This is a genomic window from Streptomyces sp. NPDC005774, from assembly GCF_042871645.1.
GTDB lineage: Bacteria > Actinomycetota > Actinomycetes > Streptomycetales > Streptomycetaceae > Streptomyces > Streptomyces pratens.
On record NZ_JBIAIV010000006.1, the window covers coordinates 211,942 to 238,699 of the forward strand.

The window sequence follows — 26,758 nt, forward strand, 5'->3', positions numbered from 1 at the left end:
GAGGGGTGTTCAACTCACGCGGCCGGCGGCAGCTCGTCGAGCAGATGCGCGATCAGCCGGGCGGGGGCGTCCTCCTGCAGCAGGTGACCGGCGTCGTCAATCCAGTGCAGGGTCGAGTGCGGGATGCGGTCGTGGAGCCAGGTGCCGTACTCGGGCGGCAGGATCCGGTCGTGCCGCCCCCACAGCAGCCGCACCGGGACGGTGATCGTGCCGAGGAGATCCTCGTATGGGCGGGTGTCGGCCTCGGCGAGCTGGCGGTACTGCCGGTAGTAGGCCGCCTGCCCCTCCGGCCCGCGCCAAGGCGCGAGGTAGGCCTCGAGCACGTCCGGGCGGAGGCCACGGTGGCTGGCGTTGCGCAGGTGGGACGCGACGAGCGCCTCGTGCGCGTAGCCGGGCAGCGCGGCGAAGACCTCGGGGTTCTCGCGTATCAGCCGGAACAGGCCGCGTTCCCAGCTCCCGCCGCTGACAGCGTCGAAGATCGTAAGATCCCGGTAGCGGGCCGACTCGAGCAGGTAGGCGCGCAGCACGACCGCACCGCCGATGTCGCCCGCGACCACGCTCGGCTCGTCGAGACCCCAGTGGTCGAGGAGCCGGGCGAACCGGTGGGCCTGTGTCGTGAGCGTCAGGTCCTGGCCCTCGTGCTTGTCCGACTGCCCGTAGCCGAGGTGGTCGAACACGTACACCGTGCGCGTCCGGGCGAGTGCCGGGGCGACGTCGCGCCAGAGGAACGACGAATAGGGCGTCCCGTGGACCAGGACGACCGGGCTTCCGCCCGTGCCCAGTCGTGCCCACCGCACGACGCCGTCACCGGTCTCGTAGGCCTCTGGTAGTTCCCAGCGCACGGTGTGGTTGTGGTGCACGGTGATCCTCCTGTAGGTCGGTCTCAGGCGATGAACGGCGGCGGGTTCTCCCCGCGCAGCCGGTAGCCCGCCTGCGGTCGCGGCCGCTCCAGGCGGATGGCCTCGACGACGGTGTAGGCGTGGTACTTGGTCTGGCTGATCACCCCGGCGAGCCGGTCGGACCAGAGCCGGCCGTCGCTCGTTCGCTTCTCCAGGACGTGCTTGACCGTGTAGTTGACCATCGAGTTGATCGCGTTCTCGGTGCCGACCCAGACCCGGCCGGGGCCGGTCGCGGTCAGGATCTCGTCGAGCCGGTCCGAACGGCTGAACCGCTCCACCGCGGCCATGGCGCCCTCGTGGATGTCGGCGAAGTACTCGGCACAGGTCTTCACCTGCTCGTAGGTGCCGTAGTGCATGTGGTGGCCGCCGACGAAGTAGTCGAAGTCGTACTCGAGGATCTGAGCGTGGGCCTCGTACCAGGCCCAAATGTTCTGCGAGGCGTCGCAGTGCATGAACGTGGCGCTGCCCGGGCTGACGATGTCGATGACGGTGAGCACACGCTGAGCGGGGGCGTGGATGAAGATGTTGCCCGGGCAGTGATTCTCGCCCCTGTACGCCAGCTCCAGGGTCACGCCGCCGACCGTGAGCGTGTAGGTGTCGCGGAAGGTCACCGTGGGCAGCGGGCGGTTCGGGTCGGGGAACCGTTCGAGGAGCTCCTTGGTGATCTCGTGCGCGATGATCTCCACGTCCGGCCCGTAGACCGGGGTCGCTCCGATGTGGTCGGTGTGCCAGTGGCTGTAGATCAGGTGGGTCACCGGCTTGTCGGTGACGCTCTCGATCGCCGCGACCATGTTCTCGCCGATCGTCGGCGGCGCGTCGATCGCGATCACGCCGTCCGCGGTGACCACGAACGCGGCGTCGTAGCCCGCGCTGGTGACCCAGTAGAAGCCGTCCCGGAGCTCCTCGACGTGGTAGCGGTAGGTCCGGAAGTGCTCGGTGTCGAGGTAGGGCGGGTAGTACTCCGGTGGGTCGAGCGGGTCGTCGCGGTTGACCGGTAAGCCGTAGTTGTCGATCCCGAAGAAGCCGGGTTCGTCGGTGGCCGCGATCGGCCGTTGGGTCTTGTCGCACATGGGTTGCGAGGTCCTTTCCGAGGGGGTCAGCAGGGGAACCGGAGCACGGCCTTGAGCACGCGCCCGGCTGCGGCGTCGTCGAACGCCTGGTTGATGTCGTCGGAGTCGTAGGAGGTGACGAGCCGGTCGACGGGGAAGCCTCCGGCCCGCCAGAGGTCGGCCAGTGTGGTGAGCAACAGCGGCGAGACGGCGTCGCCCTGGGCGATCCCGTGCACCGAACGCCCGAGCGCGAGCTGCGCCGAGGTGACCCCGCCGCCGGCGCCCTGCTCGAACGTCACGATCCCCACCCGCCCCCGGGGGGCGAGCGAGTCGACGGCCGCGGTCAGGTTCTCCGCCCGGCCGCTGGTCTCCAGCACGATGTCCAGGCCACGGGGCGTGACGCCCCGCAGCGCCGTGGACAGGTCGGCGGTGTCCCGGACGTCGATCACGTGCGTCGCTCCGAGGTCACGGGCGAGGTCGAGGCGGGCCGCGTCGACGTCGACGGCCACCACGGCCCGGGCCCCGACCACGTTCCCCGCCATGACCGCGGCGAGCCCCACCGCACCGACCCCGATGACACCGATCGACACACCGGGCGAGGCCGAGAAGGCCTGGAGCACGGTCCCCGCGCCGGTCTGCAGCCCGCACCCCGAGCGGGGCGGCGAGCTCGAGCGGGATGTCCGACGGGATCTTCACGGTGTTCCGCTGGTGGGTCAGTGCGTGCGTGGCGAACGACGACTGGCCGAAGAAGTGGCCGTGCAGCTCGGCTCCCGTGCGGTGCAGCCCCTGAGTGCCGTCCAGCCGGGCGGCGGCGAAGTTCGCCTCCCAGGCCAGGTCGCAGTAGGCGGGGTGGGCGGAGACGCACGACGGGCACCGGCCGCAGGAGTGGTAGCTCAGGACCACGTGGTCGCCCGGTTCGAGGCCGGCGACCGCCGAGCCGACCCGCTCCACGATGCCGGCGCCCTCGTGACCGAGGACGACCGGGAGCGGGACCGGCATCTGCTGCCGGCGGACGTGGGCGTCGGTCGCGCAGATGCCGGTCGCGACCATGCGGACCAGCACCTCGTCGGGCCGGGGGCCGTCGATCTCGATGTCCTGCCAGACGAACGGGCCGTCCTTCTCCTCGAGGACTGCGGCGCGGGCCGAGTGGCTCACACGGGTCACGGGTGACTCCTGGGGTTTCTGACGATCGGAGCTCAGCCGCGACGACGTCCGGGCGGCCATGCCGAAGTCTTGCCGCGTCCCGGCCTCACCGGATCGGTCGGTCGATCGGTCGGCCCGGTACGGGCGGAATGACCGACAACCTCACCGGTGTTGTCATTGAGCTCCTGAGTCATCTGGCGTCCTTTCGGGCTCAGGAGAACGGGTCGCCTGAGGACTGTCCCGCTTCACGCCTGCGGCGGAAGTAGGCGTTGATGACGGTGCGGTACCGGTCAGCATCCGAGCGTGCCCAGTTGCGCATGAGCTCACAGCCGAACACCAGCGAGGTGATCGGCTGCGCCCCGGCCTGAAGCATGCGGTCGATGGCTGTCTGGTGGGTGACCCTTCCGACCGAGCAGCGTGAGCTCGGTCGGCACGGCGGCGCCAAGCGTGTAGTACAGGGTGCCCGGCGCCTGGGGGGCGCCGTCGTCGTTCATCAGGAGCAGCATCAGGTCCTCGACGATCAGCAGATCGCCCCGGACCGGCATCAGCTTCTCGTCCATGAGCTCTTCTTCCTCGCTGTGCCCCCCTCGGTCAGCCGAGGAAGGACCGCAGCGCGGCGTTGACGTCGTCGGCGTGCGTCCAGAGCAGCCCGTGCGGCGCGCCCTCGATCTCGAGGTACTCGGCGTCCGGGAGGAGCTTGCGGAAGCGGCGGGCCGTGACCTCGATCGGCAGGATGTTGTCCGCCGTACCGTGCAGGATCAAGGCCGGCTTGCCGCTGGCCCGGACCGCCTCGACGTCGGCGCGGAAGTCCTCGATCCACGAGGAGACGACGGCGTAGGCCGCCACCGGAGCGCTGGAGATGGCGACGTTCCAACTGCCGGCGACCGCCTCCTGGCTGATCCGGCTGCCGAGGTTCTCCTCGAGGTTGTAGAAGTCGGAGAAGAACTGTGTGAACCAGGCGTAGCGGTCCTCCCTCGCCGCTGCCTCGATCCCGTCGAAGACCACCTGCGGCATCCCCTCGGGGTTGTCGTCCCCGGCGAGGAGGAACGGTTCCAGCGAGGCGAGAAACGCGAGCTTCGCGACCCGCTGGTGGCCGTACCGCGAGACGTAGCGGGCGAGCTCCCCGGTGCCCATCGAGAAACCGACCAGGACGACCTCACGGAGGTCGAGGGTCTCGAGCACGGTGTTGAGGTCGGCGGCGAACGTGTCGTAGTCGTAGCCGGACCCGATCTTGGACGACTGGCCGAAGCCGCGACGGTCGTAGGTTATGACGCGGTACCCGGCAGCGAGCAGGCTGCGCGCCTGGCGCTCCCAGCTGTGACCGTTCAGGGGATACCCGTGGATGAGGACCACGGGCTGTCCCGCGCCCTGATCCTCGTAGTAGAGCTCGATGGGGGTGCTGTTCTCGTTCCCGACGGTGATGAATCCCATAATGTGGTTCCTTTCCTCGTTGCTCGGTTCTGCTGTGCCGGTCAACAGCCGACGTCGGCCATACCGATGCGGCTGCCCAGGGCGGCTGCCAAGGGCCCGTCGGTGTCGAAGGTGCTCACAAGAGCGCCGTGATGGACGTGCCTGGTGTCTTTCGCCGCGGACAAGAGCGCCTCCTCGAACGAGCGCGCGTCCTGGAAACGGTCCTCCCGCTCCTTGGCGAGAGCCTTCGCGAGTACGGCATCAAGTGCCGGAAGAGCGGTGCCGGCCTGCGCGGGCTGCTCGTGGACGTGTTGGTAGGCAACGAAGAGGGAGTTGTCTCCGACGAACGGTGGCCGCCCGGTCAGGAGTTCGTAGAGCACGCAGCCTGCGGAGTAGAGGTCGCTGCGGGCGTCCACGGTTTCACCGCACGCCTGCTCGGGAGAGAGGTACGAAGGAGTTCCGAGGACCACCTGGGCCTGGGTCAGGGCCGGATCGCCAGTGGCACGCGAAATTCCGAAATCCACGACCTTGACTGCACCCTCGGGCGTGATCATCACGTTGGCCGGCTTGATGTCGCGATGGACGATGCCTGCTCGATGGCTGAAATCGAGCGCCGAGAGGATCCCGACCTGGTACTGAATCGTTTCGTTGAGCGTGAGCCCGCGCATCCTGAGGAGATCCCGCAAGGACCGTCCCTCGACGTACTCCATGACGATGAAGGGAACCCGGACCTTGCCCGCCGAGCCACCTCCGACTTCCTCGTGCCCAATGTCGTAGATGGAGACGATGGCGGGATGGCTGAGACCAGCCACCGTCATCGCTTCGCGCTGGAAGCGGGACCGGACCACGGGATCTCGCACGAGGTCCTTGCGGAGCATCTTGATGGCGACCGAACGGCCCGAGCGGATGTCGCGACCGCGGTGGACGTGGGCCGTAGCACCCCGACCGATGACGTCACCCACTTCGTACCGACCGTCAATGACTCGATCCGCATTCATCAGCCCTTCTCCGCCGTCCGGGAGAGATCGTGATGGTGATCGTGTCGCCGAGACCGGCTGAGCCCCTTCGGTGCATGTCAGGCTCATCGACGCGGCTCCCAGCGGAAGAGCCGGACAGCCAGTGCGACGCCGACGAGGACCCAGGCCATGGTGATCGGCAGTAGGGGCAGGGAGTCGGCGAGGGGGACGCCGCCGTTCCAGGCGTTGACGATCAGTTCGGTGGCCGCGCCTCCGGGAAGCAGCCGCTTGAGCAGGGCGAGGTCCTCGGTGCCGGTGATTCCCACCCAGCTGGCCACCGCGATCACAGACAGGCTCACCGGCAGGGTGGTCACCTGGGCATGCTCCGGGGAGTTCGTGAGTCCTGCCGTGGCCAGAGCCAGGGCGACCAGCATGGCCGTCGTTGCCAGGATCGCGACCGCGAGGAGCGGGATCTGAGCCGGTCCGGTGGCGGCCACACCCAGCACGATCAGGATCGCGACCGCTTGGATGAGCGCGATAACGGTGACCGGCAGGACCAGCCCGGCGAGGATGTCCGCGTCGCTCGCGGCGGTGGCGCGCAGCCGCTTGAGGAAGAGGTTCTGGCGGCGCGAGGACAGCGTGGTCACCGCCGTGGTGTACAGCCCCAAGGCCAGCACGGTGAACATCACGATCGCCGCGATGTAGCCGAGGCTGCCGAGATCGGAGAACACCTCGTGCTGGTGGACGAAGTAGCCGCTGACGACGACCGGGATGACGAGACCGGTGACCAGGACCAGCCGGTTCCGGAAGATCTGGATCATCTCACTGCGAGCGATCTCCAACATGCTGGTGGTTCCTTTCGCGGCAAAGCGCCGTGTGGTTTCAGCCGCGGCTGATGGCGCGGAAGACGTCGTCGAGGCGGGTCGGGCCGGCCTGCAGGTCTCGCAGCTCCACCCCGGTGTCATGCGCCCAACCCAGCAACCGGTAGAGGTCGTCCTGCAGCCTGAAGGTCTCGATGTGGAAGGCCCCGTTGAGCGCACCCACGGTCGGCGGCTCGGGGGCGCCGGGTGGAAGCGCGAAACTGATCACCGACGGCAGGGACTGCGTCAGCTCCGCGACCGTGCCTTCCCGATGGAGCGTGCCCTCGTGCATGAGGCCGATGCGGTCGGCGCGCTGCTGGGCCTCCTCCAAGTAGTGGGTGGTGAGCACGATCGTGGACCCCTCTTCGCGCAGCCTGTCGACAGCGGCCCAGAGGGCGTCGCGGGACTGGATGTCCAGCCCGGTGGTGGGCTCGTCAAGGATGACCAGCTCGGGCCCGCCGTACACGGCGGTGGCGAAGTCCAGGCGGCGCTTCTCGCCACCGGACAGCTGGGAGACCCTGGTGCTCGCCTTGCGGGTGAGGCCGGCGATGCCGAGCACCCGGTCCACGTCGTCGTGTCTCCCGCTCAGCGCGCCGATCAGGCCGACCGAATCCCGCACCGTCAGATCGGGGGAGAAGCCACTCTCCTGCAGCATGATGCCCATCCGCGGCCGCACCGCGCGCCGATCCTGCGGGCTCTCACCGAAGATCCGCACCGTGCCGGAGGCGGCCCGGCGGTGACCCTCGACCACCTCCAGGGTGGACGTCTTGCCGGCTCCGTTCGTGCCCAGTAACGCGTAGAACTCGCCGCGCTTCACGTGGAAGGACAGGTCACGGACGGCGGTGAAGTCACCGTAGGTCACGTTCAGACGTTCGACGTCGATGACGGGAGTGGCGGGCATGGTGTTTCCTTTCGTGTCCACGAGCCGGTGGCGTCACGGGTCAGGCCCGTTCCCGGGCCGAGGAGGTCCGGCTGACCCGGTCAATGCCGGTTCGTGCCGTGTCATCAGACTCGCGCCGGGCACGGTGCCTTCGCCTCGGTGGAAGCCCCGATGTCTTTCGCCGGTCATCACGCCCATATTCCGAGCCCCCACCTGGCGGGCTGCGGTTCGCATAGGTAAGAATCACCTAGTCCGGTACGTACTCGAAGGAGCGAAGCTGACGAACCTCTTGGGCCGGCGTGCGGAGCGCGAGGCGGTCGAACAACTGCTCACGCAGGCACGGGCCGGGCGCAGCGGGACGCTTGTGCTGCGCGGGGAAGCCGGCATCGGGAAGACCGCCTTGCTCGAGTACGCCCGCGAGACCGCGGCCCCCTCGGGCTTCCGGGTGGAGAGCTCGGTCGGAGCGGAGTCCGAGACGCAGTTCGTGTTCGCGGGCCTGCACCAGCTGTGCGCGCCGCTGCTGGGCCGCGCGGACGCGCTGCCCGACCCACAGCAGGTCGCCCTGGGCGTGGCGTTCGGACTGCGAGCCGGTGCCGCGCCGGACCGCTTCCTGGTCGGGCTGGCCGTCCTCAACCTGCTGGCCGAGGTCGCCGAGGAGGGGCCTCTGCTGTGCCTCGTCGACGATGCGCAGTGGCTGGACGAGGCGTCCGCTCAGGTCCTGGCGTTCGTGGCACGGCGGATGTCGGCCGAGCGGGTGGCGCTGGTGTTCGCGCTGCGCGACTCCGGCGCAGGCGACGATCATCCGTTCCCCGGGTTGCCCGCCCTGCGCCTGGAGGGGCTCGGTGAGACCGACGCGCAGGCGCTGCTGGCCGCCGCGGTCCGCACACCGCTCGATGACGGGGTGCGCGACCGGATCGTCGCCGAGGCGCGCGGTAACCCGTTGGCGCTGCTGGAGCTGCCCCGAGGCGCACCCCCGGCACAGTTCGCCGGAGGGTTCGAGCGGCCAGACGTGCTGAGTGTTCCTCGCCGCATCGAGGACGGCTTCCAACGCCGTTCGGCCAGGCTGCCGGCCGAGACCCAACTGCTGCTGTTGGTCGCGGCGGCCGACCCGACCGGCGATACGGCGCTGCTGTGGCGCGCGGCCACCCACCTGGGCATCTCCCCCCAGGCGGCCCTACCTGCGGAGGCCGGCGGGTTGCTGGAGATAGGCGCTCGGGTGCGGTTCCGTCATCCGCTGGTCCGCTCTGCGGTCTACCAGGCGGCCACAGCGCCGGATCAGCGTCGAGCCCACCGCGCGCTGGCCGACGCTACCGACCCACAGGTCGACCCTGACCGGCGCGCTTGGCACCGCGGGCAGGGCGTGCTGGGCATCGACGAGGAGGCCGCCGCCGAGTTGGAGCGCTCGGCCGACCGGGCGCGCTCCCGCGGTGGGCTCGCTGCCGCAGCCGCGTTCCTGCAGCAAGCCGCAGAGCTGACTCCCGAGCCGGCCAACCGTACGAGACGGGCGCTGGAAGCTGCGCACGCCAAGCACGAGGCCGGCGCGCCCGAGAGCGCCCTGAGGCTGCTGACGGTCGCGGCCGCCGGGCCGCTGGACGCGTTGCAAGCAGCACGCCTGAAGTTGCTGCGCGCCCAGGTCGCCTTCCACACCACGCGCGGAAGCGGGGTGCCGGAAATGCTGCTGGACGCCGCCAGGACCCTCACCCCGCTCGATGCGGCCCTGGCCCGTGAGACCTACCTGCACGCGCTCGACGCGGCGCTCGTGACCGGTGACTCCGACCGCGGCGTCCTGGACGTCGCCGAGGCCGCTCGGGCCGCACCTGCACCGCCCGGGTCGCCGCAGCCGCAGGACCAGTTGCTTGATGGCCTCACGAAGACCTTGACGAGTGGATATGCGGCGGGAGCGCTCGTGCTGCGGCACGCCCTGGAGGCGTTTCGCGACAACCTGCTCACGGACGCCGAGCCAGACCGCCAGAGCGACCGCTGGCTGCGGCTGGCCTGTCGCAACGCGCTGGCAATCCTCGATGACGAGCTGCTCTACTTGCTGGCCAGCCGTAACGTCCAGCTGGCTCGTGAGGCCGGTGCGCTGGCGACGCTCCCCGACTCGCTGCGCTTCCTGTCCATCACTTCGGTCCTGATGGGCGAACTCGCCCGAGCCGGCGAGCTCGCCACCGAGGCGACGGCCATCACGCAGGCCACCGGCGGCGTACAGCCACGGCACGCTCACATCATCCTGAGTGCCTGGCGTGGCGACCAGACGGAGACCACGGCGCTCAACGCCATCACCGCCCAAGACGTCGCCTTCTCCGACGAGAGTACGGAGGCCTCCATGGCTCAGTACGCGATGGCGGTGCTCCACAACGGGCTGGGCAACTATCCGGCGGCGCAGGACGCTGCGGCACGGGCGTTCGAGTCCCCCGAGCTGTCGCTCAGCAACCTGGTCCACTTCGAGCTCATCGAGTCAGCTGCCCGCGCCGGTCAACCGGAACGCGCGGTCGAGGCGATGAAGCAGCTCTGCTCCCGGGCCCGTGCCAGCGGGACGCCGTGGGCGCTGGGAATGGCGGCGCGTTCACAGGCGCTCACGAGCACCGGATCGGCAGCCGAGGATCAGTACCGCGAGGCGATCGCGCAGCTCAAGCACACCCGGATGGGCGGTTACCTCGCTCGTACCCACCTCGTCTACGGCGAGTGGCTGCGCCGCGAACGTCGTCGCCAGGACGCACGCGAACACCTCCGCACCGCCCACCAGCTGCTGTCGGACATGGGGGCGGAGGCGTTCGCCGAGCGGGCCGCCCGCGAGTTGCGCGCCACCGGTGAGCATCCCCGCAAACGGACCGCCCAGCCGACCGACTCCCTCACCGCCCACGAGCTGCACATCGCACGGCTGGTGGCCACCGGGGCGACCTCCCGGGAGGTCGCCGCGCAACTGTTCCTCAGCCCACGCACGGTTGAAGCCCACCTCCGCAGCATCTTCCGCAAGCTGGGCATCACCTCCCGCCGGCAGCTCAGAGAACTGCCGCTTCCCTGACCAGACAGGCGGACCACGGTCGGAAGCTCCGGATGACAATCGTCAAGTAAGGGGTGGCGAGGGGTCCCGACCAGGCCCCGGTCCGGTCGTGTTCCGACGTGCAATCCGGACGCCGGACCCAGGTCGGCCCGGTCAAGTCCCGCTGCGGGTCGGGTTGCGCACCGGCACGGTCCAGCCGCGGCACGCACCCGGGCGAGACGCTGTCCGACCGTCTCGCGTCGGCGCGCCGGCCCACCAGATCCGCCGCTTGGCTGCCCGGTCCGGGTCCAGGGCGGGCTGTCCACCCGAACCAGGCTGGGACCAGGTTGGGTAGACCAGGCTAGGCAACTCTCCCTGACGCGAACGAGCGCCTGCTGCGCGAGTCTGGGGACACCGCAACGCTCCGAAGCGAAAGGAACGTCGTGTTCGCCAGTCCCGTCATCGAAGTTGATGAACTCAACTTTGACGACCCCTGGCCCGACGAGTATCTGACCTTCCACGTGGCGAGCGGGAAGCGCTACCGATCTGATTCGTCTGGCCACCGGGCAACCCACGGTCGACCCGAGATGACGACCTGTCACAGCACCGAAACAGGAGGCTCGACAAACAATGTCCATCGACGTGAACGTGACCAGGAATCCGGACCGGCGGCGCTACGAAGCCTCCGTCGGCGAGACGACGGTCGCCGGATTCATCGACTACCAGGAGACCAGCGAGCTGATCGTCCTGACTCACACCGAGGTCGACCCGACCTTCGAGGGTCGAGGAGTCGGCGGCGCCCTGGCCCGCGCCGCGCTCGACGACATCCGCGAACGAGGACTGAAAGCGCTGGTGATCTGCCCCTACATCATCAGTTGGCTGCGCAATCACCCCGAGTACCGCGACCTGCTCTACAACGCGGCCCCGTCCAGGGTCAGCGACTAGGTGGCCGACATGACCGACCTGACCCTCGACCCTGTGACCGTGCCGCCGCGATTCGACGGCCTGAGGGCACTCTTCATCCACGCGACACTGAAGCGCTCACCCGAGCCCAGCCATACCGAGGGTCTGGCTCGTGTGAGCAGCGACCTCCTCCAGGTCGTAGGGCTCGTCGCCGAGTTGATACTCCTGCAGCCCGGCGCGTGCGTGGCTCGAAAGTTGTAGGAGTTCGGCGGCGATCTCTGCGATCTGCCTCGCCCGAGACAACTCGGAGGAGATGATCGCGGCGATCTCCTGGTCGTGTAGTCGGTCTGAGATTGAAGGGGGCGACATGGAGTTGTTCGGACGGGGCGCGGAGACCGCGGCACTCGACGGTGTACTGGCCCGCGCAGCGGACGGTGCGGGGTCCGGGCTCGTGCTGTGGGGCGAGCCGGGCATCGGCAAGACCGCCCTGCTCGAGTACGCCGTCGACACCGCACCCGACGTCACGGTGCTGCGCTGCCGGGGCACCCGGATGGAGGCGGGCATCGCGTTCGCCGCCCTGCACGAGCTGCTGTGGCCGGTGATGGACCGGTTGGACACGCTCGCCGCCCCGCAGGCCGCGGCGCTGCGCGGCGCGCTGGGGCTGAGCCGGGACGAGACCAACCCGTTCCTCGTCGGCGCGGCCGTGCTGTCGCTGGTATGCGGCATGGCCCGGGAACGTCCGGTGCTCGTCGTGGTGGACGATGCCCAGTGGGTGAACGAGGCGACGGCGCACTGCCTGGGCTTCCTCGCGCGCCGGATCGGTGCCGATCCGGTCGCGGTGCTCCTCACCGGACACGAGGACCCGCATGTCGGGCCGTGGGAGGGGTTGCCGGCGCTGGAGGTCGTGGGCCTGGCCGAGGACGATGCCCGCAGGCTCGTCGCCGCCGCCGTGCCTGGAGCGACCGAGCACCTGGTCGACCGCACGGTCCGGGCGGCGGGCGGCAACCCGCTGGCGCTGCACGAGCTGCCCACGATCGACAACGAGCCCGACGCCGACCCGGTGCCCGGACGGCCCGGCGACCTGATGACGGTCGGGCCGCGGCTGCGGCGGGCGTTCGTCGCCCGGGCCGCGGCCATGTCGCCGCCGGCCCGTGCGCTGCTGCTGCTGGCCGCCGCCGAGGAGCGGGGCGACCGGCACGTGGTGCACCGTGCGGGGGCCGGCTGGGGCGTGGACAGGTCGACCTGGGACGAGCTCCTGCGCTCCGGTCTGGTCCGCGCTCCGGGGCCCCGGCTGGAGTTCCGGCACCCGTTGATCCCGGCGGCCGTCTACGACGGCACGCCCTTCGCGGAGCGGCAGGCCGCCCACCGGGCGCTGGCCGCCGCCCTGCCGACCGACGCCACCGCGGAACGGGCCTGGCACCTGGCCACCGCGGCCGATACGGCCGACGAGGACGTCGCCGCGCTGCTGGAGCAGGCAGCGGAGCAGTCGCTGCGGCGCAGCGCCGGGCCGACGGCTGTCCGCACGCTGCGGCGGGCCGCCGAGCTGTCCCCGGACGAGGGCGACGCGGCGCGCCGGCTCGCGGCCGCCGCCCGCGCCGCGTGGGCCGCGGGGGACTCCGGGGCGGCCCGGCAGCTGCTCGACGACGCCGAGAACCTGGTCGGCGAGCACCACGTCGCCCGCCTGAGCCACGGGCTGCGCGGGTTCCTCGAGTTCGCCTACGGCGTGCCGGAGCGTGCCCATCACTACCTGACCTCCGACATGGCCGTCGTCGAGGATCCCCACGGGGTCATGGAAATGGGCTCGATGGCGGTCCGCTCCGCGTGGTCGGCCGGGCGGGACGACCTCCAGCAGGAGGCGCTGGAGCGGCTGGCGGCCGTGGACACCCGCGGCGATACCACCCTGTCCGACCTGGTGCCCCTGCTCCGTTCCTGGTGGGCCTGCCACGACGCGACCGGCCCTGTCGACCCGGTCGACCCGGAGACGGTCGGCGATCTCGCGGACCGGTTGGGGACGCGGGCGTGGGGCTTGCTGCCACCGATCCCGCTGTTGCAGTCCTGGGGTGTCGAGGGCCCGCTGCACGACGTGCTGCGCATGCAGACCGTGGCGCTGCGGCGGCGCCAGGAGATCACCGCGCTGGCGGCGTTGCTCGTCCAGACCGCGGTCCTCGACGTCACCGCGGGCAGGTGGGACGCCGCCGGGAACGCTGCCGTCGAGGCACTGGAGCTGGCCGAGGAGGTCGGAACAGAGAATGTGGCCACGCAGTGCCGGCTCACCCTGGCGTCCCTGGCCGCCCCCCGCGGCGACGAGCACACCGTCGACGACCTCACCACCCGGGTACTCGCGGCCTCGGTCCCGCGCGGGGTGCGGGCGCTGAGTTCGAACGCGTACTGGCACCGGGGCCGGGCGGCTCTGTTCGCCGGCCGCCCGCAGGAGGCACTGGACCACCTCGTGTGCCTGTCCGAACCGGGCCACGACGCCGCCCACCACACGTGCGCGCTCCTCGCCGCCGCGGACACCGTCGAGGCGGCGGTGCAGGTCGGCCGGCTCGACGTGGTCGAACCGCAGATCACCATGATCGACAGCTGGGTGCGGCGCACCGGCGCGACCTGGGCCCGCACCGCCGCGCACCGGCTCCGCGCACTGGTCCGGAACGGGCCGGAGGCGGAGGAGTCCTACCGGGCTGCCCTCGAGGTGCCAGGCGCACCGGACGATCCGTTCGAGTACGCCCGTACCCGGCTGCTCTACGGGGAGTGGTTGCGGCGGGCGCGCCGGCGGGCCGAGGCCGGGCGCCATCTCGCGGGTGCCGCCCAGGTCTTCGAGCGTCTCAGCGCGGAACCGCTGCGGGTTCGGGCGCTCCGCGAGCTGGCCCTGAGCGAAGGCTCGCGGATGCATGGGCCGGCCGGACCGAGGGACGCAGTCGGGCTCACCGCGCAGGAGTTGCGGGTCGCGCAACTGGCCGCCGACCGGCTCACCAATCGGGAGATAGCGGCACAGCTGCTGATCAGCCCCCGCACGGTCGGCCATCACCTGGGCAACGTCTATCCCAAGCTGGGCATCACCTCCCGCGCCGAGCTCGCCCGCATCGACTTCGCGGGCGACCTCCGGATCAGCTCGGTCGGTCGGTGACCCGGACGGTGACCGATTGGATGCCCGATCCGCCCGGATCGGGGAGTTCGTAGCGTTCCCGGCGACCCGGTACCCGCCAGGCGGTGCTGCACCGCCCGGACGACGAGAGTGTGGCCCGCTGTGACCGATCCCGACCCCGACCCCGACTCCGACTCCGAGCCCCGCCGTGCGCGGGCGACCGGCACCGTGACCGCAGGCTCGGTGAACAGCGCAGCCCGGGCGAGCGATGCGACGGTGAGCCTCGCGCGGCTCGTCGAACCGGGCCACGAGCACGACTTCGAGACCTGGGCGCGCGACCTCATCGACGCCGCGGCGAGCGCACCGGGGCACCTCGGTGGCGGACCGTTCCGGCCCACCACCCCGGACGGACGGTGCATCGTGGTGCACCGGTTCCGTGACCGCGAGTCGGCCTGGGCATGGTCGGAACCGCCGCGGCGGGCAACGTTCCTCGCCGACTGCAAGGGGCACCACCACGCCGAGAACGCCCGCCGTGAGCTGAGCGGGACGGAGGGGTGGTCCACCGACGGCGGGGTCCCGGCGCAGCCACCCCCGCGGCGGCGGATGGCCGTCGCCGTCGCGCTCGACGCCCACCCGATCTCGTTGCTCACCAACGGGAGCATCGGGTCCGCCGGCGCCGACGTGCCGCTGGCGGTGCGGGCCGGGATCCGCCGATGACCGCCACACCCGGGCAGTCGGTCCGGGCGGACTACGGACACGCGGTGGAGTTCGGTGTCCGGCTGCCCGTCGGACCCGCCCCGGGACCGACGGTCCGGCTCGCCCGCACGGCCGAGGAGCTGGGGCTCGACCTCGTCGTCGTGCCCGACCGTCCGGACCGCCCCGACGCGGAGGCGTGGACGCTACTGTCCTGGATCGCCGCCGTCACCGACACGGTCCGGATCGGCACCGACGGGCACGACGGCACCGCGCGGAACCCGGCGATGCTCGCCCGGGCGGCCGCAGGCCTCGACCACCTCAGCGGGGGCCGGGTCGAGCTCGGGATCACGGTGGGTGGACCCGGGCACGATGGCGACGAGACGATCGACGTCGTCGCCGAGCTGTGGAACGTCCTCGACCGTGGACTCGCCCGCGTCGACGGTCCGCGGCACCGGCTCGCCGGCGCGCAGAAGGCGGCGCCCGCGCACGACGTGCCGATCACGGTGCGCGGACCGGACCCGCGCGACCCGGACCTGGCGCGGGTGGCCGGCACTCACGCCGACGGCTGGTCGGTGCCCCTGACCGGCGCCGACGACCTCACCGCGGGCCGGCTCCTCGTCGACGCGGCCGCCCGGGACGCCGGGCGCGACCCGCGGGAGATCCGCCGGTGGGTGACCGTTCCCGCCGCGAGTGGTGACGGCTGGGCGGCCACGCTGCTGGAGCTCGTCGTCGAGCAGGGGGTGGGGACGATCGTGCTCGACCTCGCCACCGACGATCCGGCGACCCTGACCCGGTTCGCCCGCGAGATCGTTCCGGCGGTGCGGGCGGGTGCCGATGCGGCGCTCCCGCACGGCGCGGCCGGGGTGCGCGTGCGTCGCTCGGCGGCGCTCGCCCGGCGCCGCCCCGGCATCGACTACGACGGCGTCCCGGCCGGGCTGGCCGAGGTCGTCGAACCGGGGGACCTCGCCTACGCGCGTCTGCGCGGGGGATACCTGCGCGGCGGTTCACCGGGCATCGTCCTGCGGGCGGCGACCGTCGGACAGGTCGTCGACGCCCTGGCGTTCGCCCGCCGGCACCCCGACCTGCCGCTGTCCCGGCGCAGCGCGGGGCACGGGCTGTCCGGGCGCTCCACCAACGACGGCGGCATCGTCGTCGACGTGTCGCCGATGAACACCATCGAGGTGCTCGACGAGACGTCGCGCCGGGTCCGGATCGGACCGGGAGCCCGCTGGACCGACGTCGCGAACGCCCTCGCCCCGTACGGCTGGGCGATCAGCTCGGGAGACTACGGCGGCGTCGGCGTCGGAGGGCTGGCCACCGCCGGTGGCGTCGGCTACCTGGCCCGCGGGCACGGGCTGACGATCGACCGGCTGCGTGCGGTGGAGCTGGTGCTCGCCGACGGCTCGGTCGTGTGGGCGAGCGACGCGGAGAACCCGGACCTGTTCTGGGCGGTCCGCGGTGCCGGGGCCAACTTCGGGATCGTGACCGCGTTCGAGTTCTCCGCCGACGAGGTCGGCCCGGTGGCGTTGGCCGCGCTCACCCAGATCGTCCGGGACACCACGCGCTACCTGGTCGAGTGGGGCCGGGTGGTCGAGGAGTCCCCGCGCGACCTCACCAGCTTCCTCATCGTGCCACCGCCGCGCGGCAGGCGGCCCGCGGTGGCGCTCACCCGCACCGTCGTCGACTCGCCGGACCCGGACACCGTGCTGTCCAGGCTGCAGCCGCTGGCCGGGCTCGCCCCGATGTACGAGCAGCAGGTGGCCATCACCTCCTACGCCGACATCATGGCGAACGCGCGTGACGACGCACCGGTCTCGCGCGGCGAGCCGGTCTCCCGCAGTGGGCTCGTCCACCACCTCACGCCGGAGTTCGCGGCGGCCGCGAGTCGGGTGCTCCGCAGCGGTTCCGTGCACTGGTTCCAGCTGCGCTCGGTGGGCGGTGCGGTCGCCGACGTCGATCCGGACGCGACGGCCTACCCGCACCGGGCGCCGAACTTCTCGCTCGTCGTCATGGGCGACGATCCCGAGGCCGTCGACGCGCAGTGGGCATTGCTCGCGCCGTTCCTCGACGGGCTCTACCTCAGCTTCGAGACGAGCCTGCGGCCCGAGCGGATCGAGCAGGCCTGGCCGCCGCGGACGCTCGCCCGGCTGCGGGCACTCAAGGCGACCTACGACCCGGACGGCGTCTTCGACGACAACTTCTCGTTGTCCCCACCCAGCCGCCCGGACAACTTCTCCGACACCCAGGAAGCGAGTCCCCGATGACCGACTACGGCCACGAGCTGACCTTCGGCTGCTTCATCACGCCAGTCGCACAGCCCCCGATGCGTCCCGTCGAACTCTCGCTCGTCGCCGAACGAGCCGGGCTGGATCTCGTCACCTACCAGGACCATCCGTACCAGGCGGCATTCACCGACACCTGGACGCTCATGTCGTTCGTCGCCGCCCGCACCGAGCGGATCCGGATCTGCGGCAACGTGCTCAACCTGCCGTTGCGCCCGCCCGCGGTGCTGGCCCGCGCCGCCGCGAGCCTGGACCTGCTCAGCGACGGTCGGGTCGAGATGGGCCTCGGCGCCGGCGCGTTCTGGGACGGCGTCGCCGCCATGGGCGGGACCCGGCTCGAACCCGGCCAGGCCGTCCGCGCGACCGAGGAGGCCATCGCGATCATGCGGGGGATCTGGGCGGCCGACGAGCCCGGCCGGCTGCGCGTCGACGGCGAGTTCCACCATGTCGACGGTGCGAAACGCGGCCCCGCCCCGGCCCACCCGATCCCGATCCGGATCGGGGCGCTCAAGCCCCGGATGCTGCGGCTGACCGGACGACTCGCCGACGGGTGGCTGCCGTCACTGATGTACCTGCCGGACGGGCCGGCGTCGCTGGCGGCGATGAACGCGCACATCGACGAGGGCGCCACCGGGGCGGGCCGCGATCCGGTCGCGGTGACCCGCTACCTCAACATCGTCGGGCAGTTCTCCAGCAACGGTGACGGGCTCTTCGACGGGCCGCCGGAGCAGTGGGCCGAGCAGATCACCGACATCGCCCTGACCCACGGGACGTCCGGTTTCGTCCTCGCCTCCGACGAGCCGGGCGCACTCGAGCTGTTCGGCCGGGAGGTCGCTCCACGCGCCCGCGAGCTCGTCGCCGCCGAGCGGAGGGGCTGAACCGGGATGACCGGTGACCGGGCGCGATCCTCACCAGGAAATCGCGATCCTCGAAGGCGCTGACCACGAGCCACCGCCCGTGCTGCCGTTCCTCGCCCTCAGTGACGGGACCGCCGCCTGCGTTCGCCCCGACCTCGCGTCGACCGGCTGGCATCCCTGGTACCCCGGGTAGGCCGGCGCCCAGCGCACCCGGGACAGCACCTCGACCGGACAGCAACAGCCCGATCGGCCACACCGCGGACCCGATCTGCTGAGCGACGCCCGGTGACCGCCCCGCCGGCCGCTCCCCGACCCGCAGCCAGGCGTGCAGCACGTTCGCCGCCACGGACATCACTGTTGCCGGGGACTGTAAAACGTTCGGCTCTGTCTCATATCCGGTGGTGACGGTAAGTAGTTGACGTGGCTGGCAGTAACACTCCCAGGCCAGTAAGGGTGACGCGACCGTCGGCACCGCGCCTGTCTCGCTCGACGGCGCGTCTGCGACTGCTCTCCTTGGAGCTCGGACCAGGCGCATCAGTGCTGACGCTCTGTCACCACCGGATGTGAGGCAGAGCCGTTCGTTTGACAGACCCGGACAGCACTGCAACCTGTCAGCAAGCCCAAGGGGCCTGCTTGAGCCGTGTGCTCGGACGACGGGCACGCACGGTTCTGAGGGGGGTGCGGCGCAGTAATGTGCCGCACCTACCCGACCTGAACGGCGACTGCGAAGAACGCCGGGCACGAAGGTCAAGACGCACGACTTCGTCGGCCAGGCCGAGAAGAAGACTGGGTGCTCAGCCGAGCTGCGCCTTCAGCCACCGCAGGATATCCGGTGTGACCCGGTCGGTGATGTCCGCGAACTCGTCGTGCCGCTTGAGGAACTTGGCGACGTAGGGGCAGACCGGGACGATCCGCATTCCGGATGCGCGCACGTCGTCGAGTGCCTGCTGGACCAGTTGTGAGGCCAGCCCCTGGCCGGCGAAGGCCTCGTCGATCTCCGTGTGGAAGAAGACACGTTGCACGCCCAGGTCACGGTAGGCGGTCAGACCGGCGCGTTGGCCGTCGACCAGGATCTCGTACCGGTGATCGGCGTCCACACGCTCGACGGCCGTGGTGGTGGAGGACTCGCTCATGGTGTGCCTTTCGTAAGGGAGATCAGCGGGTCGGCGGGTTCCGGCGCGGCGTGATGACGGCGTTCGGCAGGGCGGGTGCGGGAAGGCGGCCGCTGGGAGAGTCCTTGATGACGCCGAAGCGGTCGGAGGAGGCTTCCCAGTCCTCGCGGGCTTTCACGATGTCCTCGTGGCTGCGGCCGATGAAGTTCCACCACATGATGATCTCCTCTTCGAAGGGAGGCCCTCCGAGGAGGATGGTCCGCGCCGGGGCGTCGGTCTCGTTCACCATCGTCAGGGTGTCCGCGCCGCGAGGGACGTAGCCGAGTTCGGCGGGCTGCAGAAGAGTGTCGATCAGACGGATCTCCCCACTGTCCACGAGAAGGCCGTGCTCGAAAGCCGCGTCCACGGCGAAAGTGAGCGTTGCACGGGGTTCGATGACGATCTCGGCGCCGAGCAGCGGCGTGAAAGTCCGGACCGGGGAGGTCCGGCCGACGAGCGAGCCCAGGAAGACCCTGATCTCGGCCCCGTCGGCCTGCGCGCGTTCGGGCACGTAGTGCTGGAAGTCCCGGGCGGCGTTGCGGTGTTCCTCGGGCAGCGCGACCCACAACTGCACGCCGTGGATGACGGTGGTGTCCGGGGTGGAGACCTCAGAGTGGGCGATGCCGTATCCGCCGGTCATGAGGTTGATCTCGCCGGGCCGGATGAAGGCGTGGGTGCCGAGGGTGTCGCGGTGTTCGAACTCGCCGCTGAACAGCCAGCTCACCGTCTGCAGACCGGTGTGTGGATGCGGGGGCAGGTCCATGCCGCCCAACGCGGCGACCTGGTGCGGGCCGAAGTGATCGGCGAAGCACCAGGCACCGATGAGTGTGCGCTCCCGCTGGGGCAGCGTCCGCCGCACGTGCATCGCACGTGGACCGCCGAGGGGGACCTCTCGCGCCGACAGGACATCGACCCTGGGGGCTCCGGCCAGCCGGCCGCCGTCGACGAGCACACCGCAGCGCAGAGCCGCGGCATCAGCCTCCGTGTCGCTCACCGAGAGTACCCCCTATACGTTCTGGTTGTTACGTCAACTATGATGCCATGGAGGCAGCCAAATGGCCACTCACCCGCACGAACACCGACCACTCCCCGCGTGGCCCGAAGGAGCCCCCGACGTGAGCAACCACACCAACAGCTCCCCGCCCCGCAGCGATCGAACCGAACCGGTGCACGTAGCAGTCACACCCAGGGGTGACCGCGGTGGACGCGGCCACAGAGATACTGCTCAACTGGTCGGGCAACGGGCTTCCTTGGTCGTGCTGGGTGTCGTAACCGCGTCACTACCAAGGGGCCCGTTCTTTCATGCCCGTGGCCGCACCCGTACCTCTGTCCAGATGGCCACCCGCGCCGCACACCTCGAACGAGATCCGGTTTGCCACAACGCACTCATTCCGAAACCATGAGTCAGACCTGGCCAGTGCGGCGGAGACTCGGTTGACGAGTCGCGCAAACCTCACGAGGCTCCGCCCTCAGCAGCCACTGCTGCGACGCTTGTGCCGAGTAGATGGCGCAGGCCGGGCCACCCGATCCGGACCGGTTGGTTCCTCGTCCAGCTTCTCCACCACACGCTCGGAGATCCGAGCCAGCACCTGCAGCTCCGACGGCGTGACGTGGTCAAGGAAGAGCCTGCGCACCGCCTCCACATGACGTGGGACGGCTGCTTCGATCACCGCTCGCCCCTTGTCCGTGATGACCACGAACATGCCACGGCCGTCTTCGGGACTCCTGCCGCACACCACCAGACCACGCTTCACCATCCGGGCGATGTGATGGGACATCCGGCTCTTCTCCCACTGCAACGCCCTGGCGATGTCCAGAAACCGCCGCCGCCCCTCCGGTACGTCCGTCAGCTCGACCAGTACGGCGAAGTCGGCAGGCGATACGTTGGACTCCGTCTGCAACAAGCGAGACAAGCGGCCCATGAGCCTCTCATGCATGCGGACAAAGCTCCGCCACACATGCTGCTCCTGCGCCGTCAACCTACGCACCGCTCTTCCATGCAGAGGCCGCGGCCGCTCGTCGACGGTCCGGCCCTCAGTTCACAACGGTCGGCTCGGACGACCGGCCGGCGATGCCGCCCCAGCCGAAGGAGCCCCGCCGAGCGGGGAGCTCCCAGCTCCTCTGTTCCTGCCCCTTCACCGGCACGACACCGCGCCGGTGAAGGCGCGTTCCCCTCATCGGCATTCCGAGGGTGCCCGCAAGCGGCACCCCCGGGGCACGGCCCGCCGACGGTAGCGACTCAGCCCACCTCGATGTCCGCGGCGTTCTCGGCGAGCCAGTCGTCGAAGCTCTTGAGTGCCGGGTTGATCTCCCGCAGGAAGTCCAGGTCGCGGGCGCCGGTGAACTCCTGGTCGAAGTCGCCGTAGTACTGGAACATGTTGGCGATCTCGTCGCCCGCCGGGACGCCCAGGGAGCGGAAGACGTCGTAGGGCACCGACTGGAAGCGCACCGGCTCGCCGATCGCGGCGCCCATCTTCTGCGCGTACTGGGCGCCGGTCAGGTGGTCGCCGGCGAGGCCGACGGTCTGGCCGATGAACCGCTCGCCGTCCTTGAGGAGGGCGAGCGCCGTGCGGCCGATGTCGTTCACGTCCACGCCGGCCAGCAGCTTGCCGTCCTCGAGCGGCAGGGTCAGTGTCAGTACGCCGTCCTCGGCGCGCTTGGGACCCATCGCCGACAGGAAGCCCTGGAAGTAGAAGGCGGTGTTCAGGAAGGTGGTCGGCACCCCGGCCTGCCGGAACAGCTCGTTGCCCTCGCCCTTGGCGTCGAAGTGCGGGACGTTGTACTTCTCCTGCAGGACAGGCATCCGCTCGTCCTGCAGCGGCAGCAGTTCGCGGGTGTCCTCCAGCGTCGACCACACCGCGTGCCGCAGCCCGGCATTCTTCGCGGCCCGCACCAGGACCTCGATCTCCTCCCTCTCCTTGGCCGCCGAAACGTGCGCCCAGAAGTTGGTGACGAGGAAAGCGCCGTAGGCGCCCTCGAACGCCTCGTGCACGGTCGGCTCGTCATAGAAGTCCGCCCGCACGACCTCCGCACCCAGCTGCGCGAGCTCCTTGGCCGCGGGTGAGTCGGGGTTCCGGGTCAGCGCACGCACCGTGAATCCTGAGTCCGGGTCGGCGAGGATCGCCCGCGCGATGCCGCCTCCCTGCGCACCGGTGGCTCCGGTGACCGCGACGACCTTCTTCTCGCTCATGTCATACCCCTACCCGAGAGATTGTTGATGGGTCAACTGAAGCACGATCTGGTTGATTAATCAACTTGTGGTGCAGGATTCAGCGGTGATCGCCGCGAAAGTCGCCCGAGTGGCACAACGCGACCGGCCGGACGCCCAGTTCGGCCCACACGCGGGCGGCGTTCAGGGCCGCCGCCATGGCCGCGAGGAGGCCGTCCAGGGGCTTGAGCACCGGCTTCACCCGAGCCAGAAGAGCTCTCCGCGACGAGGATGGAGGAGCTCCGTGCCCATCCGCCCGGCTGGACCTCTGTCAGGCGCGCCGAACCTTCGGCCGGCGGGGCGGAGGTCCGACTACGCAGGCCCCGACTCTCCGCCGGGAGTACTACGGGCTTGCCGCTCAGTCGACCCGGACTGACTCACTGCCGGTGCCGCCGCAACCTCATCGAGGGGATGGGTACTTGCGACAGGCATCTGCAGCCGTCCCGCCCCGATGAGGGCGAGGATGTCACCGAGCGCTTCGGGACCCTCCGCTCCCGGCTCGGTCCTGTGCGCCTGGACCGGACGGCACCGACGTACTCGCACAGCCCCTGCCGCCGCGTGAGGGCGAGGGAGCGCGCGCGACGGCGCCCGCGGCGTCGAAGGCCACGAGTGAGAGGACGCGGGAACGGAGGACGGCCTGGCGACCGGTGCAGCGGGGTCAGCGAGCGCCGACCGCGCGCAGGAGGGGGCAAGGCAGCCCCCCAGCACCTCGTCACCGAGGCTGAAGGCGGTCACCCCCTCGCCGGCCTGGTCGACCACCCCGCCTTGCTGGAACCGAAGCCGCCCGGGAGATCGACGGGCATCACCTGACGCGCAGAGCCGTGCGGCATCTTCCCGTCGATCGGATGGACGCCTGCGGCGCTCACCGCGAGCCGTACCTGCCCGGGGCCCGCGGTGAGCGGCGGAACATCGACGATACGCAGCACGTCAGGGTGACGTACTCGGAGAACTGCACGGCGAGGGACGTTTGCTCGACGTCAGGATCTTCGGTGTCACCTGCGGTAGTCGGGCACTGCCGCTTCACTGACCACAGGGCCCCGCGTGGTCGCAGTACGGCTGGAGGCGGCTCTGCCCGCAGCCGCACAGCACGGCCCTGGTCTCGGCGCGTACGCCTTGCGGCGTGTCCACCCTCAGCTCCCCGCGCAGGGTCAACTGCCCGGCGGCACTGCGGGTGATCGTGGTGGGCCGGTCGGGGGACTCCGCCTCGCCCTCCACGAGTTCGTACCGGAGTGCGCCCGAGGGACAGCGCCGCACCACCTCCGCCAGGCGCTCGGCCGTAGCCTTGTCCGGTTGGATCCACGGTCGCTTCGCCGGGTCGAACACCTCGGGCAGACCATGGACGCATTCGGCGGCGTGGAGGCAGCGCCTGGCCTCGAAGGTCACCGTGATCGACTCCGTCCGGTATGCCTTCCGCTCGGATTCGCCGCTCATGCCGGCCTCCGTTCCTGCCGTGCTCGGCTTTCAGTCACTGACCCTGCTGCGGGACTGGTACAGCAGGCCCTGGTACTCGGGGTGCCGGCTGATCCAGCCCGCGAAGAAGGGACAGGTGGCCAGCACCCGCAGGTTCGCGGCGCGAGCCTCGTCCAGGGCTGTACGAACCAGCGCGGACCCGACACCCGCGCCCTCGTACTCCGCCTCGACCTCGGTGTGCACGAACGCGATGAGTTCCGTCGTACGGATGTATTCCGCGACGCCCGCCACCTTGGACTCTCCGTCGACACGGGCCTCGTAGCGCTTCGCCTCCGGCGCGTCGCTCACTTCGATCGTCATGTGTCCTCCTTGTGGGGTCCGATCCCGCTCAAGTCGGCGGATTCCCGTCAGCCAGGACCTCAGCCTAGCCCCACAAGGTTGATACATCAACCTAGCGCTCGACGACGTCCCCCACTCGTCCGACAGGCATCGATCCCGGCACCTCCCGGATCGCGCACCGGGGCCGGATGTGAACCGAAGCATCCGGGTCACGACACACCCGGCCTCGCCGAGGGCCGCATCCCCGCCACCGCCAGTAGGTGAGCTGTCAACGATTTCGTTAGACTGCCCTCATGGACGCACCACCACGCTGGCTCGACCCAGAACAGAAGGCCGCCTGGGACAGCTTCATCCGCATGCAGGAGAAACTCACCGGACGGCTGTCCCGACGCATCCAGGCCGACTCCGGAATGTCAGCAGCCGACTACCTCGTGCTCGTCAACCTCACCGAAAGAGGCAACGGGCGGATGCGCTTCCTGGATCTGGCCAAACTCGCGGAGTGGGAGAAAAGCCGGATGTCCCACCAGGTCACACGGATGGCGAAACGCGGGCTCGTGGCCAGGGAGGAATGCCCCGACGACGGACGCGGAGCATTCATAGTCGCCACCCCGGCCGGCTACAAGGCGATCGAAGAGGCCGCACCCCAGCACGTCGAGCACGTCCGCCGCCTCTTCATCGACGCCCTGACCCCGAACCAGCTCAAGACATTCGGCCGGATTTCCCAGCGCATCCTGGACCACGTGGAGAAGCAGCCGGACTGACCGGGCGGGGCGGATGCGACTGCCCGGGTCACGAGAGGCGCCCCTTGGGTGCACCCGCGGCCAGGCTCACGAGAGCGAGGATCACGCCGAGGACAGCCGCAGCCATGTACACGGGGACTTCCCTCCACTCCTCCCCTCCCACACCGGGACTGGAAGGACGCGGGGTTCGCTGATCTTCTGCCCGGGACTCCAGGCCAACATGGTTGATCGGCCAACTTCTTTCGATGCCGCCGTGGGCTCGCACCTCGTGCATCAGGGCCGGAACGCCCGGAGGCCGGGTCGGGCCGCTGAGGCCGTTCGCCGAGGATCCGCGCGAAGAGCGCCTCTCGCAGCGCCACTTCACGAGGATCGTCCCAAAGCCGGAATCCCGTGCGGTTCATCGCGTACGCGAAGCCCGTACCGGTATCCGGGTCCGCGAAGGCGAAGGACCCGCCCAGGCCCATCGTGCCGAAGGCCCGGTCCGAGCGGAGCCGAACCTGAACGCCGGGAACGGCTTGACGTACCCCAGGGAGAACCTCGTATCGACGCGCAGCACCTCGTCGAACAGTCCGTTCGTCGGGGGTGGGCAGCGACGCGCAACGCGTCCATCGTGACATCGGTGAGCCCCAGGGCGGCACCGCCGGTTGCCACCTCACCGTAGAGCTTGGCGATCGACCGCACCTGGCCGACACCGTTGGCCGCCGGAATCTCCGCGGCCTGCACGTCCGGCCGGTTGAAGTTCTCCACGGTGCCCAGAACCCGCGGATTGCCGAACGCCCTGGCGGTCAGGCTGCGTGGATTCGCGTATGCCCGGACGAATGACACCGGCATCGCTCTCAGGTGCAGCATCACCTCCCAGGGACGAAACCCGTGGATACGGGCGACCCGGTCGCGGTCAGTGTCCTGCGGCAGACCGAAGCGGAAGTCGAGGCCGAGCGGTGTGGCGACCTCGTCGGCGAAGAACCGGCCGATGCGGCGCTTCCCAGGGTCGATCCGGCTTACGAGCTCGCTCTCGTACCAGCCCAACGACTGGCCGTGGTAGCCGTGCCGGGTGCCCGGCTCCCACGCCGGACGCTGCTCGGCAAGAGCTGTGGAGAGGACGCGGGAGCCGTTCAGGTCGCCGAGCCCGAGTGGCCCGGCACATCGACCTTGAAGACCACTGCTTCCCTTTCCTTTCGCGGCTCCCATCCTGGGGGCGAGGGGGGTGACCTGCTGGTACGGATGCGAGGCGTCGCAGCTGCACGCCGGCGGTGCGGCGCCGATCCGGCCGCCGCGACGCTACCCCCTCACAGGGTCGGATCCGTGGTCGGGTCGCGTCAACGGAAGAGATCGATCTGGCCGTTCGACGCGGTCAGGCCACCATCGACGGCGATGTGCGCGCCGTTGACGTACGAGGCGTCGGAGCCGGCGAGGAACGCCACGACAGCGGCCACCTCGGCGGGATCGCCGGGCCGGCCCATGGGCACGCGGTCGTCGAACCGGTCGCGCAGCGGCGTGCCCTCGGCGAGCGCTGTCCGGATCTCCTCGCGACTGGTCGTCACACCGGGATGGACGGCGTTGACCCGGATCTCCCGGCCATGGTCGAGGGCCATCGCATTGGTCAGATTGGCCACCGCTCCCTTGGTCGCGTTGTAGGCGGCCTGCGTCCAGTCACCGCGCACGCCACCGACGGATCCGATGTTGACGATGCACCCGCGGACCGCGCGCAAGTGGGGTAAGGCGGCGCGGGAGGCGAAGAACAGGCCGTCGACGTTCACGCTCATCGTGACTCCTCCCCCTCGTAAACGAGGGGGCTTCTCGCTATGCCGGGTTGGCGTCGCGACGGACCAGCCCGGCCCGTAGAACGTTGACAGCTCCGACTGTGTCGGCGTGCGCGGTGTGGCCGCAGGCGGCGCAGTGGAACTTGT

At 70.3% G+C, this 26,758-nt stretch carries 27 protein-coding genes and 1 pseudogene; 8 read left to right on the forward strand and 20 right to left on the reverse strand.

Annotation, left to right across the window (positions count from 1 at the left end):
• Positions 1 to 14: 14 nt before the first annotated feature.
• From ACFYQA_RS08685 to ACFYQA_RS08725, 9 genes are all read right to left on the reverse strand, one after another.
• Positions 15 to 860 carry an alpha/beta fold hydrolase gene (locus ACFYQA_RS08685; protein WP_388913530.1) on the reverse strand — a complete coding sequence of 282 codons (846 nt, stop codon included), beginning with the start codon at positions 858 to 860 and terminating at the stop codon, positions 15 to 17.
• 23 nt (positions 861 to 883) lie between these two features.
• Positions 884 to 1,969, reverse strand: coding sequence for an MBL fold metallo-hydrolase (locus tag ACFYQA_RS08690; RefSeq protein WP_388913533.1), 1,086 nt, complete (start codon positions 1,967 to 1,969; stop codon positions 884 to 886).
• 26 nt (positions 1,970 to 1,995) lie between these two features.
• On the reverse strand, positions 1,996 to 2,460 hold the full coding sequence (locus ACFYQA_RS08695; protein ID WP_388913536.1) for a zinc-binding dehydrogenase: 465 nt from the start codon (positions 2,458 to 2,460) through the stop codon (positions 1,996 to 1,998).
• Positions 2,414 to 3,112 (reverse strand): alcohol dehydrogenase catalytic domain-containing protein, encoded by a 699-nt coding sequence (locus ACFYQA_RS08700; protein WP_388913539.1) that lies wholly within the window; start codon positions 3,110 to 3,112, stop codon positions 2,414 to 2,416. Before ACFYQA_RS08700 ends, ACFYQA_RS08695 begins: the two co-directional genes overlap by 47 nt.
• Positions 3,113 to 3,414: 302 nt before the next feature.
• Positions 3,415 to 3,651, reverse strand: coding sequence for a hypothetical protein (locus ACFYQA_RS08705; protein WP_388913542.1), 237 nt, complete (start codon positions 3,649 to 3,651; stop codon positions 3,415 to 3,417).
• Between the two features lie 31 nt (positions 3,652 to 3,682).
• Positions 3,683 to 4,522: an alpha/beta fold hydrolase gene (locus ACFYQA_RS08710; RefSeq protein WP_388913545.1), complete on the reverse strand. Its 840-nt coding sequence runs from the start codon at positions 4,520 to 4,522 to the stop codon at positions 3,683 to 3,685.
• Positions 4,523 to 4,563: 41 nt separating this feature from the next.
• Positions 4,564 to 5,499: a protein kinase gene (locus ACFYQA_RS08715; RefSeq protein ID WP_388913548.1), complete on the reverse strand. Its 936-nt coding sequence runs from the start codon at positions 5,497 to 5,499 to the stop codon at positions 4,564 to 4,566.
• Between the two features lie 83 nt (positions 5,500 to 5,582).
• On the reverse strand, positions 5,583 to 6,302 hold the full coding sequence (locus tag ACFYQA_RS08720; RefSeq protein ID WP_388913551.1) for an ABC transporter permease: 720 nt from the start codon (positions 6,300 to 6,302) through the stop codon (positions 5,583 to 5,585).
• Between the two features lie 37 nt (positions 6,303 to 6,339).
• Complete coding sequence (locus ACFYQA_RS08725; RefSeq protein ID WP_388913554.1) at positions 6,340 to 7,218, reverse strand: ABC transporter ATP-binding protein; 879 nt, start codon at positions 7,216 to 7,218, stop codon at positions 6,340 to 6,342.
• 268 nt (positions 7,219 to 7,486) lie between these two features.
• Between ACFYQA_RS08725 and ACFYQA_RS08730 the strand changes: the two genes are divergently transcribed.
• The 3 genes from ACFYQA_RS08730 (at position 7,487) to ACFYQA_RS08740 (ending at position 11,344) form a co-directional block, all read left to right on the forward strand.
• Entirely contained in the window at positions 7,487 to 10,222 is a 2,736-nt protein-coding gene (locus tag ACFYQA_RS08730) for an ATP-binding protein (protein WP_388913557.1), read from the forward strand.
• A 588-nt stretch (positions 10,223 to 10,810) separates the two neighbouring features.
• Positions 10,811 to 11,125: a GNAT family N-acetyltransferase gene (locus ACFYQA_RS08735; RefSeq protein WP_388913560.1), complete on the forward strand. Its 315-nt coding sequence runs from the start codon at positions 10,811 to 10,813 to the stop codon at positions 11,123 to 11,125.
• A 9-nt stretch (positions 11,126 to 11,134) separates the two neighbouring features.
• Positions 11,135 to 11,344 (forward strand): hypothetical protein, encoded by a 210-nt coding sequence (locus ACFYQA_RS08740; protein WP_388913629.1) that lies wholly within the window; start codon positions 11,135 to 11,137, stop codon positions 11,342 to 11,344.
• A gap of 6 nt (positions 11,345 to 11,350) precedes the next feature.
• On the opposite strand, the pseudogene ACFYQA_RS08745 reads toward ACFYQA_RS08740, so the two are convergent.
• Positions 11,351 to 11,452: pseudogene (locus tag ACFYQA_RS08745) on the reverse strand (hypothetical protein); the annotation flags it as partial.
• On the opposite strand from ACFYQA_RS08745, the gene ACFYQA_RS08750 reads away from it, so the two are divergent.
• The 4 genes from ACFYQA_RS08750 (at position 11,451) to ACFYQA_RS08765 (ending at position 18,024) form a co-directional block, all read left to right on the forward strand.
• Positions 11,451 to 14,210: an AAA family ATPase gene (locus ACFYQA_RS08750; RefSeq protein WP_388913563.1), complete on the forward strand. Its 2,760-nt coding sequence runs from the start codon at positions 11,451 to 11,453 to the stop codon at positions 14,208 to 14,210. The pseudogene ACFYQA_RS08745 and the gene ACFYQA_RS08750 overlap by 2 nt on opposite strands.
• A gap of 120 nt (positions 14,211 to 14,330) precedes the next feature.
• Complete coding sequence (locus tag ACFYQA_RS08755) at positions 14,331 to 14,885, forward strand: antibiotic biosynthesis monooxygenase (protein WP_388913567.1); 555 nt, start codon at positions 14,331 to 14,333, stop codon at positions 14,883 to 14,885.
• A complete protein-coding gene (locus ACFYQA_RS08760) occupies positions 14,882 to 17,128 on the forward strand; it encodes an LLM class flavin-dependent oxidoreductase (RefSeq protein WP_388913570.1) in 2,247 nt (748 codons plus the stop codon). Before ACFYQA_RS08755 ends, ACFYQA_RS08760 begins: the two co-directional genes overlap by 4 nt.
• A complete protein-coding gene (locus tag ACFYQA_RS08765; protein ID WP_388913573.1) occupies positions 17,125 to 18,024 on the forward strand; it encodes an LLM class flavin-dependent oxidoreductase in 900 nt (299 codons plus the stop codon). The genes ACFYQA_RS08760 and ACFYQA_RS08765 overlap by 4 nt, the downstream gene beginning before the upstream one ends.
• Before the next feature lie 773 nt (positions 18,025 to 18,797).
• On the opposite strand, the gene ACFYQA_RS08770 is transcribed toward ACFYQA_RS08765, so the two are convergent.
• From ACFYQA_RS08770 to ACFYQA_RS08800, 7 genes are all read right to left on the reverse strand, one after another.
• Positions 18,798 to 19,136 (reverse strand): GNAT family N-acetyltransferase, encoded by a 339-nt coding sequence (locus ACFYQA_RS08770; protein ID WP_388913576.1) that lies wholly within the window; start codon positions 19,134 to 19,136, stop codon positions 18,798 to 18,800.
• A gap of 22 nt (positions 19,137 to 19,158) precedes the next feature.
• Entirely contained in the window at positions 19,159 to 20,148 is a 990-nt protein-coding gene (locus tag ACFYQA_RS08775) for a pirin family protein (protein ID WP_388913579.1), read from the reverse strand.
• Between the two features lie 475 nt (positions 20,149 to 20,623).
• Positions 20,624 to 21,091 carry a MarR family winged helix-turn-helix transcriptional regulator gene (locus tag ACFYQA_RS08780; protein ID WP_388913582.1) on the reverse strand — a complete coding sequence of 156 codons (468 nt, stop codon included), beginning with the start codon at positions 21,089 to 21,091 and terminating at the stop codon, positions 20,624 to 20,626.
• A 302-nt stretch (positions 21,092 to 21,393) separates the two neighbouring features.
• Positions 21,394 to 22,344 carry an NmrA/HSCARG family protein gene (locus tag ACFYQA_RS08785; RefSeq protein WP_388913586.1) on the reverse strand — a complete coding sequence of 317 codons (951 nt, stop codon included), beginning with the start codon at positions 22,342 to 22,344 and terminating at the stop codon, positions 21,394 to 21,396.
• A gap of 79 nt (positions 22,345 to 22,423) precedes the next feature.
• Positions 22,424 to 22,555 carry a hypothetical protein gene (locus ACFYQA_RS08790; RefSeq protein ID WP_388913589.1) on the reverse strand — a complete coding sequence of 44 codons (132 nt, stop codon included), beginning with the start codon at positions 22,553 to 22,555 and terminating at the stop codon, positions 22,424 to 22,426.
• Between the two features lie 827 nt (positions 22,556 to 23,382).
• Positions 23,383 to 23,793: a (4Fe-4S)-binding protein gene (locus ACFYQA_RS08795; RefSeq protein ID WP_388913591.1), complete on the reverse strand. Its 411-nt coding sequence runs from the start codon at positions 23,791 to 23,793 to the stop codon at positions 23,383 to 23,385.
• 30 nt (positions 23,794 to 23,823) lie between these two features.
• Positions 23,824 to 24,132, reverse strand: coding sequence for a GNAT family N-acetyltransferase (locus ACFYQA_RS08800; protein WP_388913593.1), 309 nt, complete (start codon positions 24,130 to 24,132; stop codon positions 23,824 to 23,826).
• Positions 24,133 to 24,404: 272 nt separating this feature from the next.
• Between ACFYQA_RS08800 and ACFYQA_RS08805 the strand changes: the two genes are divergently transcribed.
• Positions 24,405 to 24,872: a MarR family winged helix-turn-helix transcriptional regulator gene (locus ACFYQA_RS08805; RefSeq protein WP_388913595.1), complete on the forward strand. Its 468-nt coding sequence runs from the start codon at positions 24,405 to 24,407 to the stop codon at positions 24,870 to 24,872.
• 339 nt (positions 24,873 to 25,211) lie between these two features.
• Here ACFYQA_RS08805 and ACFYQA_RS08810 read toward each other — a convergent pair whose 3' ends face one another.
• The 3 genes from ACFYQA_RS08810 to ACFYQA_RS08820 form a co-directional block, all read right to left on the reverse strand.
• Entirely contained in the window at positions 25,212 to 26,039 is an 828-nt protein-coding gene (locus ACFYQA_RS08810) for a serine hydrolase (protein ID WP_388913597.1), read from the reverse strand.
• Positions 26,040 to 26,167: 128 nt separating this feature from the next.
• Complete coding sequence (locus ACFYQA_RS08815) at positions 26,168 to 26,614, reverse strand: SDR family NAD(P)-dependent oxidoreductase (RefSeq protein WP_388913599.1); 447 nt, start codon at positions 26,612 to 26,614, stop codon at positions 26,168 to 26,170.
• Between the two features lie 37 nt (positions 26,615 to 26,651).
• On the reverse strand, positions 26,652 to 26,758 hold a 107-nt coding region (locus ACFYQA_RS08820), incomplete at its 5' end, for a zinc ribbon domain-containing protein (protein WP_388913623.1).

Bases quoted from the DNA above. Each gene is read 5' to 3' on its own strand.
- ACFYQA_RS08690 (WP_388913533.1), bottom strand. From the start codon at position 1,969: ATGTGCGACAAGACCCAACGGCCGATCGCGGCCACCGACGAACCCGGC.
- ACFYQA_RS08705 (WP_388913542.1), bottom strand. From the start codon at position 3,651: ATGGACGAGAAGCTGATGCCGGTCCGGGGCGATCTGCTGATCGTCGAG.
- ACFYQA_RS08710 (WP_388913545.1), bottom strand. From the start codon at position 4,522: ATGGGATTCATCACCGTCGGGAACGAGAACAGCACCCCCATCGAGCTC.
- ACFYQA_RS08715 (WP_388913548.1), bottom strand. From the start codon at position 5,499: ATGAATGCGGATCGAGTCATTGACGGTCGGTACGAAGTGGGTGACGTC.
- ACFYQA_RS08720 (WP_388913551.1), bottom strand. From the start codon at position 6,302: ATGTTGGAGATCGCTCGCAGTGAGATGATCCAGATCTTCCGGAACCGG.
- ACFYQA_RS08725 (WP_388913554.1), bottom strand. From the start codon at position 7,218: ATGCCCGCCACTCCCGTCATCGACGTCGAACGTCTGAACGTGACCTAC.
- ACFYQA_RS08735 (WP_388913560.1), top strand. From the start codon at position 10,811: ATGTCCATCGACGTGAACGTGACCAGGAATCCGGACCGGCGGCGCTAC.
- ACFYQA_RS08740 (WP_388913629.1), top strand. From the start codon at position 11,135: ATGACCGACCTGACCCTCGACCCTGTGACCGTGCCGCCGCGATTCGAC.
- ACFYQA_RS08750 (WP_388913563.1), top strand. From the start codon at position 11,451: ATGGAGTTGTTCGGACGGGGCGCGGAGACCGCGGCACTCGACGGTGTA.
- ACFYQA_RS08760 (WP_388913570.1), top strand. From the start codon at position 14,882: ATGACCGCCACACCCGGGCAGTCGGTCCGGGCGGACTACGGACACGCG.
- ACFYQA_RS08765 (WP_388913573.1), top strand. From the start codon at position 17,125: ATGACCGACTACGGCCACGAGCTGACCTTCGGCTGCTTCATCACGCCA.
- ACFYQA_RS08770 (WP_388913576.1), bottom strand. From the start codon at position 19,136: ATGAGCGAGTCCTCCACCACCACGGCCGTCGAGCGTGTGGACGCCGAT.
- ACFYQA_RS08780 (WP_388913582.1), bottom strand. From the start codon at position 21,091: ATGCATGAGAGGCTCATGGGCCGCTTGTCTCGCTTGTTGCAGACGGAG.
- ACFYQA_RS08785 (WP_388913586.1), bottom strand. From the start codon at position 22,344: ATGAGCGAGAAGAAGGTCGTCGCGGTCACCGGAGCCACCGGTGCGCAG.
- ACFYQA_RS08795 (WP_388913591.1), bottom strand. From the start codon at position 23,793: ATGAGCGGCGAATCCGAGCGGAAGGCATACCGGACGGAGTCGATCACG.
- ACFYQA_RS08800 (WP_388913593.1), bottom strand. From the start codon at position 24,132: ATGACGATCGAAGTGAGCGACGCGCCGGAGGCGAAGCGCTACGAGGCC.
- ACFYQA_RS08805 (WP_388913595.1), top strand. From the start codon at position 24,405: ATGGACGCACCACCACGCTGGCTCGACCCAGAACAGAAGGCCGCCTGG.
- ACFYQA_RS08810 (WP_388913597.1), bottom strand. From the start codon at position 26,039: ATGGGAGCCGCGAAAGGAAAGGGAAGCAGTGGTCTTCAAGGTCGATGT.
- ACFYQA_RS08815 (WP_388913599.1), bottom strand. From the start codon at position 26,614: ATGAGCGTGAACGTCGACGGCCTGTTCTTCGCCTCCCGCGCCGCCTTA.